Below are 16,643 nucleotides of genomic sequence, written 5' to 3'. Positions count from 1 at the left end.
TCGTCGGGCACCTTCAACACAACCGTGCAGCAGGCCGCCTGGAACCGCATGACTCAGGCCGGTGCGCAGATGATGAACTGGTTCTCGGTGGCGTGTGAGTTGCAGCGTGACTGGCGCAACGACATCGAAGGCTTGGGCAATCTGCTGTCTCAGCGTATTCCAAACTACCGCAACCTGATGAACAGCTATGCAGCCTTGACTGCACGCTGAGAGCGTAGTCGCCGGTAGTGTGTGCAGGAGGGCATTTTTGCCCTCCTGCATGTATTTCCAGGTCAGTGGGCTGCGGTTAGCCCAGGATCGCCCTCAACCTGACGATCTCCCCACCCTGAATCACCCTCTCCTCTTCGCTTAACGCCCGCTCGCAATACTCACGGCTCAAGAAAAGTATCACGTCATTTCCATCCGGCTCAGCGGCGTATCCAGGATGGTCCGCAACCTCCCCCAGCAATGCCTTCGTGACCGGCGCGACGTGGAAATGCAGGGTGAACCCTGCCGAGAAGCCCAGTTTGTAGACGACCACTTTCCAGGGTTCATACGCCCGCATTAGAAGCTGTTCTGTCCTGCGCAAAACACCTCCCAGTTCAGCCAGCGCTTCATCGTTAAGGTCTGTCAGATCAGAAGCCGGTGCAACAGACGCGACCATCAGATAGCCGTTGTACCGGGCATCACGTCTATGGCTCACCCGCCAGTGCTCCGTTTCAAAGATGTCCCACTCGGTCATACATCCGCCCCCTGGCTGTTCATCGGCAACTGACTCGCTGCGGGAGGATATGACACCACGCCTCAGACGTGCGAGATTGCAGGCACGTCCCCAATCCCCCATCAGCAGGAGCGTCTCTTTCATGGACCTGAAATTCAGCCACGTTGACGTTCTCGTCACCGACCTTGAAGAAGCCTGCACTTACTACGCGCAGATCCTGCAAGCCAGAATCTCCAAAACCCTGGTCTGGGAACGCGGCGGTCTGCATGTGCGTTACGCCATTGCGATGATGGGCACAGAGCGTTTCATGCTGGTTCAGCCGTTGGCGGGGAATCTGAAGGAGCTGCTGGATACGTCAGGCGAGGGGATGATTTACCGGCATTGTTATTCGACGCCCGATATCGAGCAGGCGTACGACGAACTGATGGCAGCCGGTGTACAGCCGGAGGACGAGAACGGCAAGCCACTGGCACGTTCGAACCTGCAAACCCCGTCGGGAGGACGAATTATCTGGTTGCCCAAACGGTTCGGGCATTTCTCGGTGGAGATTCTGGAGGAGAAAACGCTGGAGGCGTTTATCGCGGCGGCGTTTGCAGATGCATGAGAAGCACGCGTATCCATGACATGGCGCTGGGCACGAATCCGGTCCATTCCGCAAAGCTGCAATGGTGCGGAAAACCTTGGGAGATGCTCATGGAAAGCGATCCGCTTGTCCGCGATAAGGACGGTACATCCGACGCATAGGCAGTGATTGAAAGACTGCATTCGCGGACAAACGGAACGCCGCCCGGTCTGCTCCTGCGAATTTCGCGGCAAACACCCAACCTCTAAAGAGACGCTGAATGCTGCTTCTGCCCGCAGGGCGTGGGAGCTTTCGGAGGTTACGACGGCTGCGATGGGCTGCGCAGCGGCCCCTGAGTGCATCTGACGTTTCGCACGCCACCGATACCCGATAGATCGCCCGCAAGCCGCCCTCCGAAGTCTGCTGTCTCGCAGCAAACTGTCAGAACACGGATAAAGAACAACCGACCATCAATCGTAAAACGGCGCGACCAATGCCCGGCTGCCGACGAAAAAGCTGTCCGCCACCAGCCGCAATGGCTGCAGGTCCAGATCGCTCTTCCTGTCGCCGATCAGTTGCAGAAAATGCCGATACACCGCCGCGTATTCGCCTTCCTCCGAGACCGTCTGGCGCACGCCATCGATGCTCAACAGCGCCCCGCCGTTGTCCAGCCTTAGAACGCCTTCGGTGCAGCGGATTTCGATGCTCCAGAGTTCGTCGTGGCCGTGGTCGAAGTCAAACTCGGCGCGGATGTCGAGGTGGCGGGCATCGGACATCTTGATGTCAGCGGCGATGGGCGACTGGCAGTTGTCGGGGACGCGTAATTCGGCGGACTCGACGAACAGTTGCAGTGGCAGCAAATGGGTCACAATCGAGAGGGCATTGATGCCGGGATCGAAAACCCCAAGCCCACCGGGTTGCCAGATCCAGGCTTGACCGGGATGCCATTTACGCACGTCTTCCTTCCATTGAATCTTCACGCTCTCCAGGGTGCGCGTTGCGAGCCAGTCACGGGCGGCTTCGATGCCGGGTGCATAACGCGAATGCCAGGCGAACAGGCCACTGACGCGGTGTTCATGCACCTGCTTCACCAGTTCCATCGCCTCCCCCAGCGTGGCGCACGGTGGTTTTTCGACCAGTACGTGTTTACCGGCGGCAATGGCTTCCTGCACCAGCGCGAATCGGCCTTGAGGAGGCGTGCAAAACGCGATGGCGTCGACCTGCGGCCCTTTCTCCAGCAACTCGGTCAAGGATTTGAAGTTCTCGACCCCATCACAAGGCCGGCCCTGTGTGGCGACGGACACGAGCGTGAAGGCGGGGTTGGCGAGGATGGCGGGCACGTGCTGGTCTTGGGCAATCTTGCCGTAGCCCACCAGACCGAGACGAATGGGTTGCATCAGTGGCTCCTGATTCTTGTACTTATTAGGGTTGTGGAGTGAGACTGCGATTAATAGTCAGACTAATCATGGAGCAAACTAGACGTAAATGGCGCGCCAGACAATGGGGTGTCGCCATATACGTCAGTTTTCGGCTCAGGCTGCAGTCACGACATTGGAAATCCTGCCCAGAAACGGGTCGAGCCGCTCACCGGGTGCGTCTCGCTCGACCACCAGGGCGGCAACGTCTTCGCACTGCGCAACCTGGTAATGGGCCACGCTTGAAAGCTTTTCGTTGGTCACGGCCACCACGATCTGACCGCTTGCCGCGACGACTGCACGCTTGAACTCGGCGTCTTCAAGGCCGAACGCAGTAACGCCGTTGTCGGGGTCCAGCGCACAGGCGCCGAGAAAGCACAGGTCGAAGCTGAACTGGCGTAATTGCTGGACTGCTGTCAGGCCGATCACGCCGCCTGCCGTCGGGTTCAGGCGGCCACCCAGCAGGATCACTTCGGCATTGGGCAGGGTCATCAGTTGCACGGCAATCAACGGCGAATTGGTGGTAAGAGTCAGTTTTAGTCTGGGGTCGATGGCACTTGCGATGGCGAAGTTGGTGGATCCGGCATCGATGAAGACATGCTGCCCGTCGCTGAGCAGTGAAGCGGCGCACTGCCCCAGACTGTCTTTGCGTGAAGCGTCTTGCTGGACCCGGGCGGCCATCGGGCCTTCCGCCGTGCGCAACAGGATCGCCCCGCCATAGACGCGCTTGCACAGACCCGAAGCCGCCAGCGCGCTGAGGTCGCGGCGGATCGAATGTTCTGAGATGTTGAACTCGCTGGCCAGATCAGCCGCAATCACACGGCCGTAGCGGGCCAAGCGCTCACTGATGAGTTGCTGGCGTTCGCCGGGAAAGGTTTCGTGGGTGGGAGTCATGACGAGGTGAACCTGCATAAACGAGCATTAACGATCACAAACGAGCGAAATATGCCGGGACAGGTGGTGGGGCGTCAATAGTGTGTGGGTGGGTTGGCTTGATGCCGGATTTGCTGGCACCTTCGCGAGCAAGCTCGCTCCCACGAGAAATCAGCACTTAGAGCGGTGTACCGGTGGGACGCAGAGCGTCCCGGCTGCCTGCCCACGCAGAGCATGGGCAGGACCAGGTGTTCAGATCAAAGCTTCGGCAACTGCCCGATACGGCCCATCATTTCGGTCACGATCTGCAAGTCCAGCAGGAATTGCTCGGTGGTCTTGAACTCGCTGTCCGTGTGGCCGGTGTATTTGGCTTCAGGTCTGGCGAGGCCGAACTGCACCCCGTTGGGCAGGTTGTGAACCGACGTAGCGCCTGCCGAGGTGCCGAACGTGTGCGGCATGCCCAGGTTTTCGGTGGCGACGGCGAGCAGAGCCTTCACCCACTCACCTTCAGGGTTGCGATACATCGGTTCGGCGATGGAGTAATCGAACGCAGGCGCGATCTTGCTTTGCTTGCTCCATGCCGTCAGCTTATCGGCGATCTCGGCTTTGAGCGTCTCAGGCGACTTGCCCTTGGGCACACGCAGGTTGACCGCCAGTTTGAAGGTCTTCGCATCCATCCCCACAAACGTCAGGGAAGCGGTCAGCGGGCCCATGAAGGTGTCCGAGAAACCGACGCCCAGCTTGCTGCCCAGATAATCCAGACCCCAATTGTCAGCCGCATACTGAGCCGCGTCGGTGATGTGGTTGTGTTTCAGCGCCACCTTGCCGTCGAGGCTGTTGATGAAGTCGAGCATTCTGGCGACGGGGTTGACGCCTGACTCCGGATCGGACGAGTGAGCAGATACGCCGGTAACGGTCAGCTTCACGTCCTTGCCCTCAACTGCGGCGTCCACCTGGAAATCGCCACCGTTGCGCTTGGCATAATCGGCGCCGGCTTTTTGCAGCTCAGCGGCCAGTTCTGCGGGCTTGTCGGTCACCAGCGTGGCAACCGACTTCGATGGAATCTGATTGGTCGCCGCCCCGCCGGTCAGCGACGTGATTTCAGCGCCTTTGCCCTGCCCTTCACGCACAGGGAAATTCGCCATCACGGTGCCGTACCCTTTCTCGGCGATTACCACCGGGTAGCCACCGTCTAGCGCCAGGTTGTAATTGGGCGTCGGGTTGCGTTCGAAATAGTACGGAATCGCGTCACCGGAGGTTTCTTCGGTGGTGTCGATCAGCAGCTTGAAGTTTCGAGCCAGTGGCAGCTTTTCTTCCTTAATGACTTTCATCGCGTACATCGCAACCACGATGCCGTTTTTGTCATCCTCGGTGCCACGACCGTACATACGGTCGCCAATCAGAGTGACCTTGAACGGGTCCAGCCTGGTGCCGTCCGGCAGCACCCAGTTGGCCGGAGTAACGGGCACCACGTCGGCATGCGCATGAATGCCGACCACTTCATCGCCGCTGCCCTCAAGAGACACCTCATAGACGCGGTTGTCGATGTTGCGGAAGTTGAGGTTGAACGACGCGGCCAGCGCCTTGAGTTTTTCAGCGATCTTGATGAACTCGGGGTTGTCATGCTGAGCGACGCCTTCCACGGCGAAGGTCGGGATGGCGACCAGTTCACGCAGGGTCTCATTTGCCGCGCTGCCATATTTCACGCGGGCGTAAATCCCCAGCAAACGATGAATCTCGTTTTGCTGATCGGCAGTGAGTGTCTTGTTCTCGAGAAAAGCGTTGATTGCAGGCTCAAGGTTGGCGGTTTTGGCCAGGTCACTCTTGGCGACGCTTCCCAGAAATTGCCTGAAATCAGTCGTCGACTGTTCGTTGAATGCTTTCAGAATGGCCGCGCTTTGTTGCGGTGTGATGTTGGCGAGCGCGACGGGGGTGAACGCTGAAAGGCTGGCGAGCATCAGGGTGGTTGCGGCCAGATGCTTGAGTGAACGGTTCATGGCTAAGGGCATTCCTTTGCGGAGAATTGTGGGAAATAGCTGATCAGACGATCAGAAACATCCTCAAAATAACACCTCACATGACGAATGCGGGAGCCTGCAAAAAGTGTTCTGTCGCCTTGCCGGTTAAAAGCGGCGCAGAAATGCAAAAACCCAAGACGGCCATTGCGCCTGCTCACAACAAAAAATAGTCGGCCTGAACGAACGCTTAAAGCACGTTAAGTTTTAAGCAATACACCCACTCTTAAACTATTGAAAAACGGTACAAACACCCTCCCCAGCTTAAAATAGTCTCAAGACAAGCACATGAATACAAATTAAATAATTCACCTCTACCGGACAAAGCTGTCGCCTCACTTAACGGCTTTAAACTTTCAATACAGCGTCATTCCATTTGGATCAACAATGGCTTCCCGGGAGAGCCGGGACGCTATTGCCAGCACCTAAAAACCCCCATAAACAGGGCTCTGCATGCGCTACATACTATGCTGCCACCCCTACTTTCGTGGCATTGGAACCCGGTACACCTGCAACTTTCAATGGATCCGATACAGCCGTCTTTTATAACAGTTACTTCATTGAGTGCAGGACCGGCTCATTGATTGCCGGGTAGGGATCACGTGAAACAGAACACACTTCACGTTATTGAGCGCGCGTGGGAAAACATATGATGAATCAGGCTTTTCTTCCTTTTTCACGTCCGTCTGTGGGCGATGAAGAAATTGCGGCAGTGACCCGCGTGTTGAAGTCCGGATGGATCACGACCGGACCGGAATGTCAGAAACTCGAAGAGCAATTCGCCGAGCGTGTCGGGGCTCAGCATGCGGTTGCGCTGTCATCCGCCACAGGCGCCATGCATGTCGCACTGCTGGCACTGGGTGTCGGCCCTGGCGATGAAGTGATCACGCCCTCCCAGACCTGGGTGTCCACGGCGAACATGATCTGCCTGCTGGGCGCGACCCCGGTTTTCATCGATGTGGATCGCAACACGCTGATGGTCGACGCCGCACACGTCGAACAGGCCATCACGCCTCGAACAAAGGCGATTATCCCGGTGCATTACGCAGGGGCCGCGCTCGATCTCGACCCGCTCTATGCGCTGGCCAGCCGCTACGAAATCGCCCTCATCGAGGACGCGGCCCATGCCGCCGGCACCGAGTACAAGGGGCGCCCGGTCGGCGCTCGTGGCACAGCGATTTTCTCGTTTCACGCCATCAAGAACATGACCTGCGCCGAGGGTGCCATGTTCGTCACCGATGACCCCACGCTGGCGGATCGTGTGCGCCAGCTGAAATTTCACGGGCTGGGCGTCGATGCCTATGACCGCATGACAATGGGCAGAAAGCCACAGGCCGAGGTGATCGAACCAGGGTTCAAGTACAACCTGGCAGACCTCAACGCCAGCATTGCTCTGGTCCAGTTGCAGCGCTTGAATGCGATCAACGCCAAGCGCCAGATGCTCGCCAATCGTTACCTGGAAAGGCTGGCCAGCAGCGCGGTTCTGCCACTGGCACAACCTGACTACGCACAACGCCACGCCTGGCATCTGTTCATTCTGCGCATCGACGCCGAGCGCTGCGGGCTGGACCGCGATGCGTTCATGAAAGCATTGCAGGCCCACCAGATCGGAAGCGGCATTCACTTCATCGCCACCCACCTGCACAGCTATTACCGCCAGCGTTTCCCCGACGTTCACCTGCCAGACACCGAATGGAATTCATCGCGCCTGTGTTCCATCCCGCTGTTTCCCGACATGACCCTGGACGATGTCGAGCGGGTCGTGGACGCCATTGAATCGATTGTGGAAGCCCGCCTTTGAAACCCTACCCTATCCGCTGCGTATCGATCGTCATCCCGGTCTACAACGAACAGCAAAGCCTGCCGGAACTGTTGCGGCGTACCGAAGCGGCCTGCGGGCAACTGCGCCACGATTACGAAATTGTGTTGGTCGACGATGGCAGCCGCGACCGGTCTGCCGAGATCCTGCAGCAGGCAGCCGAACGCGAGGGCAGTCGGGTCGTTGCGGTCATCCTGAACCGCAATTACGGCCAGCACGCCGCAATCATGGCCGGTTTCGAGCAGTGCAAGGGCGATGTGATCGTCACCCTCGATGCCGACCTGCAAAACCCGCCTGAAGAGATTCCGCGCCTCATCGCCCTCGCCGAGCAGGGTTACGACGTGGTCGGCACGGTGCGCAACAACCGCCAGGACTCGGCCTGGCGACGCTGGCCATCGAGGCTCATCAACCTCGCCGTGCAGCGCTCGACGGGCGTGGCCATGAACGACTACGGCTGCATGCTGCGCGCCTACCGACGCACCATCGTCGACGCGATGCTGGCCTGCCGCGAGCGCAGCACGTTCATTCCGATTCTGGCCAACAGCTTCGCCCGCCACACCACCGAAGTGCTGGTCGAGCACGCCGAACGCGAGCACGGCGATTCGAAGTACAGCCCCATGCGGCTAATCAATCTGATGTTCGACCTGATCACCTGCATGACCACCACACCACTGCGGCTGCTCAGCATCGTGGGCTTCAGCATGGCGTTTCTGGGCCTTTTGTTTGCTGTGATGCTGATCGTCTTGCGGCTGATCTTCGGCGCGCCGTGGGCCGAGAACGGCACCTTCGTGCTGTTCGCCGTGCTGTTCGTGTTCACCGGCGGGCAGTTCATCGGCATGGGCCTGCTGGGTGAATACCTGGGCCGCATGTACAGCGATGTGCGGGCCAGGCCCCGCTTCTTTATCGAAAAGGTCGTGCGCAGCTCAACCGAGACGACGACCGACAGTGTGGATTCCTCCGCTTCTCCTTATCTGAACAAGGTTGCGCCATGAGCACTAAAGCTGTCGTTTTCGCTTATCACGATATTGGCTGCGCGGGCCTGCAAGCCGTGCTGGACGCCGGTTACGACATCGAGGCGGTATTCACTCACGCCGATGACCCTGGCGAAAAAACCTTCTTTGGTTCGGTCGCGCAATGGTGCGCGCAACACTCCATCGCGGTACACGCCCCGGAAGACCCAAACCATCCGCTGTGGATCGAGCGGGTCGGCAAGCTGAATCCGGATTTCATCTTTTCGTTCTATTACCGCCAGTTGCTCAGCGAACCCCTGCTGGCATGCGCAACGAAAGGTGCCTTCAATCTGCACGGCTCGCTGCTGCCGCGCTATCGCGGCCGGGCACCGGCCAACTGGGTGCTGGTCAACGGCGAACAGGAAACCGGCGTCACCTTGCACCACATGGTCAAGCGTGCAGACGCAGGCCTTATCGTCGCGCAGCAACGCGTGCCCATCAGCCCCCTGGACACTGCGCTGACGTTGCACGGCAAATTACGCGAGGCCGCTGCCAGCCTGCTTTCCGATGCTCTGCCCTTGCTGGCGCATGGCGGATTGCCCGGCACACCGCAGGATGAATCTCAGGCAACCTGCTTCGGCCGTCGCACGCCGGCAGACGGGCTGATCGACTGGGCACGTCCCGCCGGGCCGTTGAACAACCTCATTCGCGCCGTGACCCAGCCTTACCCCGGCGCGTTCTGCCCGGTGGGCGAGCACAAGCTGATTGTCTGGCATGCGCGCGTGGAAGAAACCGACCACGGCCTGGCACCCGGCACCGTGATCGGCTGCGACCCGCTGCGCATTGCCTGTGGCGAGGGCGTACTGGTGATCGGTGCGGGTCAACGCGGCGATGAGGGTTTGTATTTGAGCGGCGCACAACTGGCCCGCGAGTTCGGGCTGGTCGAAGGGTCACGCCTGCAAGGCGCAGACAAAGGCCGGTCGCCGCGTCGTACTCGCGTACTGATTCTGGGCGTCAACGGCTTTATTGGTAACCACCTGTCAGAGCGCCTGCTGCAGGACGACCGCTACGAGATCTATGGCATGGACATCGGCTCGGACGCCATCGAACGTCTGCGCGCCAAGCCCAACTTTCACTTTATCGAAGGCGACATCAGCATCCACACCGAGTGGATCGAGTACCACATCAAGAAGTGCGACGTGGTTCTGCCGCTTGTGGCGATTGCGACGCCCATCGAATACACCCGCAACCCGCTGCGCGTGTTCGAACTGGATTTCGAAGAAAACCTGAAGATCGTTCGCTACTGCGTGAAGTACAACAAACGGGTGATTTTCCCGTCCACCTCGGAAGTCTATGGCATGTGTCAGGACGCCAGCTTCAGCGAGGACACCTCGAATCTGGTGGTTGGCCCGATCAACAAGCAGCGCTGGATCTACTCGGTGTCCAAGCAGCTGCTGGACCGCGTGATCTGGGCCTACGGCCAGAAGGGTTTGCAGTTCACGCTGTTTCGCCCGTTCAACTGGATGGGCCCACGCCTGGACCGCCTGGATTCGGCGCGCATCGGCAGCTCCCGCGCCATCACCCAGTTGATCCTGCATCTGGTGGAAGGCACGCCGATCCGGCTGGTGGATGGTGGCGCACAGAAGCGCTGCTTTACCGACGTGGTCGATGGCATCGAAGCGCTGGCGCGCATCATCGAAAACCGTGGCGAGCGCTGCGACGGGCAGATCATCAATATCGGCAACCCGGACAACGAAGCCAGCATCCGGCAACTGGGCGAAGAACTTCTGCGCCAGTTCGAAGCGCACCCGCTGCGCGGCAACTTTCCCCCGTTCGCCGGGTTTCGTGAAGTGGAAAGCCAGTCGTTCTACGGTAAGGGCTATCAGGACGTGAGCCATCGCAAACCCTGTGTCGACAATGCCAAACGGCTGCTGGACTGGACGCCCACCATCGAGCTGAGCGAAACCATCGGCAAGACCCTGGACTTCTTTCTGCGCGAAGCGATGGCCGAACAGGCGGATCGGCGCTGATGCAGGCAGGCTTGAGAATCGATGTCGACACCTACCGGGGCACCCGTGAAGGCGTGCCGCGTTTGCTGGACATGCTTGACGAAGCACAGGTCAAGGCCACGTTCTTTTTCAGCGTCGGCCCGGACAACATGGGGCGTCATGTGTGGCGGCTGGTACGGCCGCAGTTTCTGTGGAAGATGCTCCGTTCCCGGGCCGCCAGTCTGTACGGCTGGGACATTCTTCTGGCCGGCACCGCCTGGCCCGGTAAACCCATTGGTCGTGACTTAGGCCCGTTGATGCGACGTGCGCTCGATGCCGGCCATGAAGTCGGCCTGCACGCCTGGGACCACCACGGCTGGCAGGCCAATGTCGGGCACTGGAACGAGACGAGGCTGACTGCGCAGATACGTCGGGGTGTCGATTGTTTGAGCGATATTCTGGGCGGTCCGGTGACCTGCTCGGCAGCGGCGGGCTGGCGCGCCGACCAGCGGGTGGTGCAAGCCAAAGAGCCTTTCGGGTTTCGCTACAACAGCGACTGCCGGGGCCATTCGATCTTTCGCCCGCGCCTGGCTGACGGTGCGCCGGGCACGCCGCAGATTCCGGTGGACCTGCCAACCTTCGACGAGGTGGTCGGCCCGGAACTCGACGCCCGCGCCTTCAACCGTTTCATCCTGGGGCGTTTTGCGGCCGATCGATTGAATGTCTACACCTTGCATGCCGAAGTCGAAGGCATCGTCATGGCCAACGACTTCAAGCAATTGCTGACGCTGGCGAACGCTCAGGGTATCCGCTTCAAGCCGCTCGGCGATCTGTTGCCAGCCAACATCGAGCAACTGCCCCCCGGTCAGGTGACTCGCGGAGCACTCGGCGGACGCGAAGGCTGGCTCGGGGTGCAGCAATGACCGCTAGCCGCCATCGAGACATCGCGCTGCTGTTGCTGGCGTTCGTCGTGGCCTATCTGCTGCCGCTCGGCTCCCACGGCCTGTGGATTCCGGATGAAACACGCTATGCGCAGATCAGCCAAGAAATGCTCCACACCGGGCAGTGGGCCGCGCCGCGCTTTATGGGCGTGCGTTATTTTGAAAAGCCCGCAGTCGGTTACTGGTTTATCGCCGCCGGGCAGGCGCTCTTTGGCGAAAACCTGTTTGGCGTGCGCATTGCCTCGGCGCTGAGCACCGGCCTGAGCGCGTTGCTGGCCTACCTGATCGCCAACCGTATATGGAGCGACCGGCGCAAAAGCTTCACTGCCGCGCTGCTGTTCATGAGCTTCGGTTTCGTTGCCGGACAGGCTGGCTATTGCAACCTCGATCCGCAATTTACCCTGTGGGTCAACCTGTCACTGGTCGCGTTCTGGTGGGCCATTCACAGCGAAGGCCGTGCGCGATTGGCCGCATGGACTGTGCTGGGGCTGGCCTGCGGGCTGGGCTTCATGACCAAGGGATTTCTGGCCTGGGCGCTGCCGGTACTGATCGCGGTGCCCTACATGCTGTGGCAGAAGCGCCTGCTTGAGTTGATCCGTTACGGGCTGCTCGCGATTGTCGTCGCCATTGGCGTGTGCCTGCCCTGGGTGCTGACGGTCCACGCTCAGGAGCCGGACTACTGGCGCTTTTTCTTCTGGCACGAGCACGTGCGTCGCTTCGCCGGTGAGGACGCACAACACGCCCAGCCTGTGTGGTTCTATCTGCCCACGCTGATTGCCGCCAGCCTGCCCTGGGCGCTGTTGCTGCCAGTGACGTTCAAGCAGGCATGGCAGCAAAGGCGTCAACCGGCCATCGGTTTTCTGCTGATGTGGACCGTCCTGCCTCTGATATTTCTGAGCCTGAGCCGGGGCAAGCTGCCGACCTATATCCTGCCCTGCCTGGTGCCCTTGGCCCTGCTGATGGCCGACGCGCTGGTCGAGCGGCTTAGGAGTGGTCAGGTCACGGCGCTGCGCGTCAACGGCTGGTTGAATGCCGCCGTCGCGCTCGTTGGCTTAGGGGCGCTGCTGTACCTGCAATGGAAGAATCCGGTCTACGACCACGAACCGATCCACCTGATGCTGGCTATCGGTGTGCTGACGGTCTGGATTTTGGCCAATGCCCTGCAAGCCCTGCGGCCGCTGTCCTGGTGGGCGATGCCCGCTGCGGGCAGTTTGCTGCTGGTGGCGTTGCTGCCCGCCGCGCTGCCTTACAACTTGGTGTACGACAAGACGCCCGATCAGTTCGTGGCCCGGCACTTTTCGGAGCTGGCGCTCAGCCGGTCACTGCTGAGCAACGACCTGGGTGCCGCCTCGGCGCTGGCATGGCGGCTGAAGCGCTCGGATATCTCATTCTTCAATACGGTGGGCGAGCTGAAATACGGCCTCGGCTATCCGGATGCCAGCCAGCGCGAGGTCAGCCTGAAGGGCATTGATGCCTGGATGGCAGAAGCCCGGCACAAAGGTCAGGTCGGGGTGATCATGCGCGGTGACGGCAGAGAGGAACTGCGCGAGATCGACGCGTTGCCCAAAGACGGCAAGCGCTACGAGGAAGGCGACCTGATCATCGTCATCTATGAAAGGTCAGGACCATGACCGGGTGCTTGCTGCTGGCCGCGTGCCTGCTGACGTGCCTGGGCCAGATCGCCCAAAAATTGGCCGTCGAAGAATGGCGAGGGCACTTTCCCGGTCTGCGCGTCGCTGCGCGCTCGGCGTGGTTGTGGCTGGCGGTGTCTTGCCTGGGTCTTGGGTTGCTGGTCTGGCTGATGGTGTTGCAGCGTCTGGAGGTCGGCGTCGCGTATCCCATGCTGGGTCTGAATTTCGTGCTGATCACCCTGACCGGTCGTTATCTGTTCAATGAGCCGGTCGACCGGCGGCACTGGCTGGGCATAATCCTGATTCTGGCGGGCGTCATTTTGCTGGGACGTCAGGCATGAGCCGCCTCGGCGTCACGCTCGCCCTCGGCAGCGTCGTGCTGGTCAGCGCGGCACAACTGGGCATGCGCTGGAGCATGAGCCGCCTGCCCTCGCCCGAACAACTGTTCCATTTTCCGAACATCAGCGCAATCGACTCAACCGCCGTGGTCGTCATCTGCCTCGCAACAGGTGCCTACGCGCTGTCGATGCTGCTCTGGCTGCTGGCCTTGCGCAACCTGCCCTTGAGCCGCGCTTACTCCTTACTGAGCATCAGCTACGTACTGGTGTACCTGCTGGCCGCCGGCCTGCCGCTTTTCCACGAGACGTTCACGGTTTCGAAAACTGTGGGCGTCATTCTGATTGTGATGGGGGTTCTGACCATCAACCTTCGGCGCATTTCTCGCAGTTCTCTTCAGGGTTCTTTCCATGAAAATCAGCGTTTTCGGTAGCGGATATGTAGGCCTGGTACAAGCGGCGGTGCTTGCCGAGGTGGGTCACGATGTCGTGTGCATGGACATCGATCAGGCCAAGGTCGATCAGTTGCGCCAGGGTCAGGTCCACATTTACGAGCCAGGGCTTGCCAACCTGGTGCGTGAAAACCTGGACCACAACCGCCTGCATTTCACCAGCGATGAGCAGATGGCCGTCGAACATGCCGAGGTTCTGTTCATCGCCGTCGGCACGCCGTCCTGCGAGGACGGCTCGGCGGACATGCGCAGTTTCTTCGCCGTGGGCGAGAGCATTGCGCGGCACCGCAGCGAGCCGTTGATCATCGTGGAAAAGTCCACAGTGCCGGTGGGCAGTGGCGACGCGCTGCGTGCCCACATCGATAAGGCCTTGCGCCAGGCCGGACGTTTGCTGCAGTTCGATATCGTTTCCAACCCCGAATTTCTCAAGGAAGGCTCGGCCGTCAAGGATTGCCGCCGCCCGGACCGGATTGTCATCGGCTGCGAAAGCGAGGCGGTAAGAAAGGTCATGCGCGAGCTGTACGCGCCGTTCAACCGCAACCACGACCGCCTCATGTTCATGGACCTGCGCAGCGCAGAACTCACCAAATACGCGGCCAATTGCATGCTGGCGACCAAGATCAGCTTCATCAACCAGATCGCCGAACTGGCCGAGCATCTGGGCGCGGACGTTGAAGCGGTACGGCTGGGGATCGGTGCCGACTCGCGCATCGGCTACGACTTCATCTATCCCGGCTGCGGCTACGGCGGCTCATGCTTTGGCAAGGACATCCGCGCACTGATCCACAGTGCCCGCGAAGCCCATTGTTCCAACGACCTGCTGTCAGTGGTCGAGGCCATCAATGAGCGGCAGAAGAACAAGCTGTTCGAACGGGTCAACGCGTTCTACAAAGGCGATTTGCGCGGCAAGACCTTCGCCTTGTGGGGCCTTGCGTTCAAGCCCAACACCGATGACATGCGCGATGCGCCGAGCCGAGTGCTGATGGAAGCCTTGTGGGCAGCGGGCGCAACGGTGCGCGCGTTCGACCCTGAAGCCATGCAGGAAACCCAGCGCATTTATGGTTATCGCAAGGACCTGGTGCTGATGGGCACGCCGGAATCGACCCTCGACGACGCCGACGCTCTGATCATCTGCACCGAATGGCAGCAGTTCAAGGCCCCCGATTTCGACCTGATCCAGCAACGGCTCGGTGCCCCGGTGATCTTCGACGGACGCAATCTGTACGACACCGAACGCCTGTCAAAAAGCGGCTTCCATTATTTCCCCATCGGCCGAGGCGAATCGTGCGAGCTGCCGATCCCGCAGAAACAGTGGATGCCTGTGCAGCCGGTCGCCAGTAGCCAGACGCTCTGACCTCAATGGCCAGGCGTTGACGTGTCGTAGCTGACGAAATAGTAGTTACGATTGCCGATCTTGACGCGCTCGATGGCTTTGAGTGGCGGCTCAGGCTCGAGGGTGCGTTCCATGATCGCCACATTGCCCGGGTCGCTCATCAGAAAGCTGTTCACGCTCGCCTCGCTGTCGTAAGCGTCGAGCAGGGCATGCACATAAAACGCGCTCGCGCCCGACAACCGCTCGCTGGGTTGGAACAAGGCCACGTGATGCCCTTGGGCTTGCAGCGCTTGTACAGCGGTGGCAAGCGGCACGAACGAGTACTGTCGATCCTCACGGGGCACCATCCAGACAGCTGCCGCCAGGTAAACCGCCACAATCAGACCAACGCCCGTTGCCATCAAGCCGCGTTGATGGCGTACCGCAAACGCCGCCAGCGATGACGTGCCCGCACGCGCCTGGACTTTGGCACCCAGTACCACCGCGTACTCGGCTGCAATCACGGCAGCCGCCGGTGCCGAAGACATCAGATAGACCATGCGCTTGCTGGACGCCAACGTCAGCAGCAGAAACTGCGCAGCCAGCCACAGACTGAAGAACAGCAGGTACCGATTGGCGAGCAACTGTTTGCGAAAGTGCCACAGCCCCAGGTACACCAGCAGATTCCAGGGCATGAACGCTTCAGGCAGTTTTGCGATGTAGTAGTAGAACGGCTCGTAGTGCCCGGCCTCTTCGAACGAGCCGTTGAAACGCCCGACACTGTTGGTCCAGAGCACATCCTTGAGCGACTGCACACCGCCTTGGCCATACAGGCAATACAGCCAGATCAGCAGCGGTATCAGGCCCAGCAGGGTAAACACCGCCGGACGTAGCCAGTCGGCCAGGATCAGCCGACGCTGCTGCACCGTTTCGCACAGCAGCCAGGCAAAAATGACCACGCCCGGCAGCGCCAGTCCCAGCACGCCCTTGCTGAGCGTCGACACCGCGATACCCAGGGCGAACCACCCCCACGGCCCTGACGCTCGAACGTCAGAAGGCGTGCGGTTAACCGCCTGAGCGTACATCAGCAAAGCGGTGGTCACGCCCAGCGCCAGCAGTACGTCCTCACCAACCTGACGTGAGTTGGCCCAAAAGCTGGCCATCGTCGCCAGCATGAACGCAGCCAGCCAGGCAATCGGCACCGGGCGCCCCATACGCTTGAGCATCGCGTAGAGCAATAACACGCAGAACAACCCGGCAAAAGCCGACGCCAGCCGCACGGCCCAAGGCGTGGCGCCGAACACCCGGATCGCGCTGGCATCGAGCCAGACACTCAACGGCGGCTTCTCCAGAAACGGCTGTCGGCTCAAGGTCGGCGTCACCCAGTTGTCCGTCAGGTGCATCTCCATCGCGATACCTGCCACGCGTGGCTCCGTCGAACTCTGGAGTTGATGATTACCCAGTGCAAAGAAGAACAGTATGGCGCAGAGCACCCACAACCACAGCGTGCGAGAAGCCAGCATTGCAGCGATCCGGTAAGCCAGGAGGACTCGCAGTATAAGCAGCCGAACAGGCACGATTCATGAAACAAAGCGTGTTGTTCAGGTGTGTCGTAATCCCTTGAAACACTCAGGAAAGCGGTCCGCCAAA

14 protein-coding genes and 1 pseudogene are annotated in these 16,643 nt (G+C 60.2%); 10 read left to right on the top strand and 5 right to left on the bottom strand.

The window, feature by feature from the left end:
• A pseudogene (locus ALP40_RS09520) lies at positions 1-210 on the top strand (hydrolase); the annotation flags it as partial.
• Positions 211-286: 76 nt separating this feature from the next.
• Here ALP40_RS09520 and ALP40_RS09515 read toward each other — a convergent pair.
• On the bottom strand, positions 287-721 hold the full coding sequence (locus ALP40_RS09515) for an HIT family protein (protein WP_122208040.1): 435 nt from the start codon (positions 719-721) through the stop codon (positions 287-289).
• Positions 722-842: 121 nt separating this feature from the next.
• Between ALP40_RS09515 and ALP40_RS09510 the strand changes: the two genes are divergently transcribed.
• Positions 843-1,304 (top strand): VOC family protein, encoded by a 462-nt coding sequence (locus ALP40_RS09510; RefSeq protein ID WP_122208028.1) that lies wholly within the window; start codon positions 843-845, stop codon positions 1,302-1,304.
• A 428-nt stretch (positions 1,305-1,732) separates the two neighbouring features.
• On the opposite strand, the gene ALP40_RS09505 is transcribed toward ALP40_RS09510, so the two are convergent.
• From ALP40_RS09505 to ALP40_RS09495, 3 genes are all read right to left on the bottom strand, one after another.
• Positions 1,733-2,659, bottom strand: coding sequence for a Gfo/Idh/MocA family protein (locus tag ALP40_RS09505; protein WP_122208027.1), 927 nt, complete (start codon positions 2,657-2,659; stop codon positions 1,733-1,735).
• 135 nt (positions 2,660-2,794) lie between these two features.
• Positions 2,795-3,571 carry a DeoR/GlpR family DNA-binding transcription regulator gene (locus ALP40_RS09500; protein ID WP_122208039.1) on the bottom strand — a complete coding sequence of 259 codons (777 nt, stop codon included), beginning with the start codon at positions 3,569-3,571 and terminating at the stop codon, positions 2,795-2,797.
• Positions 3,572-3,807: 236 nt separating this feature from the next.
• Positions 3,808-5,547: a dipeptidase gene (locus ALP40_RS09495; RefSeq protein WP_122208026.1), complete on the bottom strand. Its 1,740-nt coding sequence runs from the start codon at positions 5,545-5,547 to the stop codon at positions 3,808-3,810.
• A gap of 670 nt (positions 5,548-6,217) precedes the next feature.
• Between ALP40_RS09495 and arnB the strand changes: the two genes are divergently transcribed.
• The 8 genes from arnB to ALP40_RS09455 are packed head-to-tail and all read left to right on the top strand — an operon-like array spanning position 6,218 to position 15,035.
• A complete protein-coding gene (gene arnB, locus ALP40_RS09490; protein WP_122208038.1) occupies positions 6,218-7,366 on the top strand; it encodes a UDP-4-amino-4-deoxy-L-arabinose aminotransferase in 1,149 nt (382 codons plus the stop codon).
• Entirely contained in the window at positions 7,363-8,376 is a 1,014-nt protein-coding gene (arnC, locus tag ALP40_RS09485) for an undecaprenyl-phosphate 4-deoxy-4-formamido-L-arabinose transferase (RefSeq protein WP_122208025.1), read from the top strand. Before arnB ends, arnC begins: the two co-directional genes overlap by 4 nt.
• Positions 8,373-10,364 (top strand): bifunctional UDP-4-amino-4-deoxy-L-arabinose formyltransferase/UDP-glucuronic acid oxidase ArnA, encoded by a 1,992-nt coding sequence (gene arnA, locus ALP40_RS09480; RefSeq protein WP_122208024.1) that lies wholly within the window; start codon positions 8,373-8,375, stop codon positions 10,362-10,364. Before arnC ends, arnA begins: the two co-directional genes overlap by 4 nt.
• A complete protein-coding gene (gene arnD / locus ALP40_RS09475; RefSeq protein WP_122208023.1) occupies positions 10,364-11,245 on the top strand; it encodes a 4-deoxy-4-formamido-L-arabinose-phosphoundecaprenol deformylase in 882 nt (293 codons plus the stop codon). The genes arnA and arnD overlap by 1 nt, the downstream gene beginning before the upstream one ends.
• Complete coding sequence (gene arnT, locus ALP40_RS09470; protein WP_122208022.1) at positions 11,242-12,894, top strand: lipid IV(A) 4-amino-4-deoxy-L-arabinosyltransferase; 1,653 nt, start codon at positions 11,242-11,244, stop codon at positions 12,892-12,894. The genes arnD and arnT overlap by 4 nt, the downstream gene beginning before the upstream one ends.
• Positions 12,891-13,235, top strand: a complete 345-nt coding sequence (gene arnE, locus ALP40_RS09465; RefSeq protein ID WP_122208021.1) for a 4-amino-4-deoxy-L-arabinose-phosphoundecaprenol flippase subunit ArnE — start codon at positions 12,891-12,893, stop codon at positions 13,233-13,235. The genes arnT and arnE overlap by 4 nt, the downstream gene beginning before the upstream one ends.
• Positions 13,232-13,663 carry a 4-amino-4-deoxy-L-arabinose-phosphoundecaprenol flippase subunit ArnF gene (gene arnF / locus ALP40_RS09460; protein ID WP_122208020.1) on the top strand — a complete coding sequence of 144 codons (432 nt, stop codon included), beginning with the start codon at positions 13,232-13,234 and terminating at the stop codon, positions 13,661-13,663. The genes arnE and arnF overlap by 4 nt, the downstream gene beginning before the upstream one ends.
• Positions 13,641-15,035: a UDP-glucose/GDP-mannose dehydrogenase family protein gene (locus tag ALP40_RS09455; RefSeq protein WP_122208019.1), complete on the top strand. Its 1,395-nt coding sequence runs from the start codon at positions 13,641-13,643 to the stop codon at positions 15,033-15,035. The genes arnF and ALP40_RS09455 overlap by 23 nt, the downstream gene beginning before the upstream one ends.
• 2 nt (positions 15,036-15,037) lie before the next feature.
• Here the strand turns inward: ALP40_RS09455 and ALP40_RS09450 are convergent, their stop codons facing one another.
• A complete protein-coding gene (locus ALP40_RS09450; RefSeq protein WP_122208018.1) occupies positions 15,038-16,516 on the bottom strand; it encodes a glycosyltransferase family 39 protein in 1,479 nt (492 codons plus the stop codon).
• Positions 16,517-16,643 lie beyond the last annotated feature (127 nt).

The sequence above is a fragment of the Pseudomonas viridiflava genome, assembly GCF_003702045.1.
In the GTDB taxonomy this organism is placed as follows: domain Bacteria; phylum Pseudomonadota; class Gammaproteobacteria; order Pseudomonadales; family Pseudomonadaceae; genus Aquipseudomonas; species Aquipseudomonas viridiflava_C.
The sequence above is the reverse complement of the archived record's forward strand: the minus strand, read 5'-3'. Positions and strand labels throughout refer to the sequence as shown.